Here is a 1346-nt window from a genome sequence, read left to right as displayed (position 1 = left end):
AATAAAAATACTAATCAGTACTGAATTTATAATAAAAAATGATACAAAAAAAGAGCTTTATTAAAGCCCTTTTTTTGTATCATTTTTTATTATTCTTTATTTCTTCTGTTACTGTATCAATAGTTTTCATGTTTACTAACCAAAAAATACTTACAAGAAAATAATATATCCCCACGATTGATAAATTATCTGATAAATTATCCCACATAGGTTTTTCTAAAATAAACTTTCCCCATATAACAGATACTGTGAAATATGTGAAAGGAGTAACTAAATATACCATTACATACAAAAGTTTATGGACATTCATAATTTAAACCTCCTTTTAAAATATAACTATATCAACCATATTGGTAAGTACATTTACCGCCATAATAAACAAGAGTTCCTGCTAAACCAACAGCATTCGAACCGATAGCAAACTTAACTAATAATTTAGCTGCTTCTTTATAAGCTTTTTTCTCAAGATATGCCCACAATCCACCTTCAAGAGCTGCTGTAACAGCTGCTACTCCAAAATGATCTTTTATAGCATCAATCATACAATCTGTCCATGCACTTCGTTTATATCTATTAAATGGATTTTTAGCTTTATCAGCGTTTATTCCTTCAATCATAGTAATATCATTTTTTAAATTATTAGCATAGTCGGCACCATATTTATTTTCAATTTTATTAAAATCAAAAACTTTTTCGCCATTTTGAATTACTAGTGCTTCTTCATTTAAAAATTTTAATTGCTCAGCTAATTCATTTATTTGTTTTTCTTCCTCTAATGATTGAACTGATACTTTTGGGGTTTCAGCAGATACAGAAAAACTAGGCATCACAAAACCAATCCCTATAGATAACGCCAATGAAGTACATAAAAATTTACTTTTTAATCCCATTCTTATAACCACCTTTTTTATTTTTATATTTCTACATTTATTAGTATATAAGAATACTACCGGCTACCAATATGCATCTTTGCATATTGGTGTAACAAAAGGTTACAATTTCATCTATTTTTGTAACCTTTTGTTACACTTCATTGTACGAAGAATTTTTTTAATAAAAAGGTTTCCCCTTTGTTTTTGGGTGTGAGTGCTGGCTGGAGGTTTTGGGGCTAGCCCCCAGGGTTTTAACGTAACTAAATATAAAGTAAATATATTCGGATTGGTGGTTCGGCTGGTACAATTGCTAGTCCAAGTCGAGCAACTTAACCCCGTTTTTGGTCTGTTCGGCTTGGCGAAAGCTAAAAACCAGCCGAAAAAAGTTTTGCAAGGAGGGAGCGAAGCGGACAAGGTGGAGATTTCTTTGTTCCTATGTAGATATCTTTATCACCAGTTGCTTTGCTTAAAACC

3 protein-coding genes are annotated in these 1346 nt (G+C 31.1%); 1 reads left to right on the top strand and 2 read right to left on the bottom strand.

The window, feature by feature from the left end; all coding sequences use genetic code 11:
* Positions 1-79 precede the first annotated feature (79 nt).
* Positions 80-310 (bottom strand): hypothetical protein, encoded by a 231-nt coding sequence (locus tag FT637_RS29495; protein ID WP_063226257.1) that lies wholly within the window; start codon positions 308-310, stop codon positions 80-82.
* Positions 311-341: 31 nt separating this feature from the next.
* Positions 342-890 carry a hypothetical protein gene (locus tag FT637_RS29490; protein ID WP_193649246.1) on the bottom strand — a complete coding sequence of 183 codons (549 nt, stop codon included), beginning with the start codon at positions 888-890 and terminating at the stop codon, positions 342-344.
* Between the two features lie 196 nt (positions 891-1086).
* On the opposite strand from FT637_RS29490, the gene FT637_RS30275 reads away from it, so the two are divergent.
* On the top strand, positions 1087-1346 hold a 260-nt coding region (locus tag FT637_RS30275; RefSeq protein ID WP_227494019.1), incomplete at its 3' end, for a hypothetical protein.

It is taken from the genome of Bacillus cereus (genome assembly GCF_015071065.1).
In the GTDB taxonomy this organism is placed as follows: Bacteria; Bacillota; Bacilli; order Bacillales; family Bacillaceae_G; genus Bacillus_A; species Bacillus_A cereus_BA.
Note: the sequence above shows the minus strand (reverse complement) of the source record. Positions and strands in the feature narration are given on the sequence as shown.